At 65.3% G+C, this 553-nt stretch carries 1 pseudogene; it reads right to left on the bottom strand.

Annotated elements, in window-relative coordinates:
* Nucleotides 1-251: pseudogene (locus VB737_RS07555) on the bottom strand (efflux RND transporter periplasmic adaptor subunit); the annotation flags it as partial.
* Nucleotides 252-553: the final 302 nt, after the last annotated feature.

The raw sequence follows: 553 nt of genomic DNA, 5'->3' as shown, positions 1-553 counted from the left end.
ATGTAACGCTCGGCGTTGAGCACATCCTTGCGGGCTTCCGAGGCTGCGGCACTGGTGGAGGCCTGCTGCTGCACCTGATCCAGCCGGAACAGCACTTGCCCGGGCTTGACACGCTGACCTTCCTGCATCGGCATCGCCACGATGCGCCCGTCGATTTCGGCGGCGAGCTTCACCTCGCGGATGGCCTCGAGGGTGCTCTGATACTCAGCGGAATCCTCGAACAGCTGGGAACGCGGTGAAACCAGCTTCACCGCAGGCGGTGGAGGGGCCGCTGGTTCAGTCCGACCGCAGCCTGCCTGGGACCCCAGAACAGCAAGCGTGGTGATCGCCAGGAGGCTCAGGCGGGGCCGCAAGAGGCTGGTCACAAGATGCGCCAAGGCTGACGCAGCTCGGACTCTCTGTCCATGGCCGCGGCTGAATCCGTTGAGAGGAGAACACCCGTCACGGCCGTTCCCGAGGGTGGCCTCCGCGCAAGACGGGTTTGCGGTAAGCAGGATCCGGATTGGTGACCTGCAGCTGACGCACCGTTTCGATCGCCATGCCCGCCAGGGTG

The sequence above is a fragment of the Synechococcus sp. BA-120 BA3 genome, from assembly GCF_034931285.1.
GTDB lineage: Bacteria > Cyanobacteriota > Cyanobacteriia > PCC-6307 > Cyanobiaceae > Cyanobium.
Note: the sequence above shows the minus strand (reverse complement) of the source record. Positions and strands in the feature narration are given on the sequence as shown.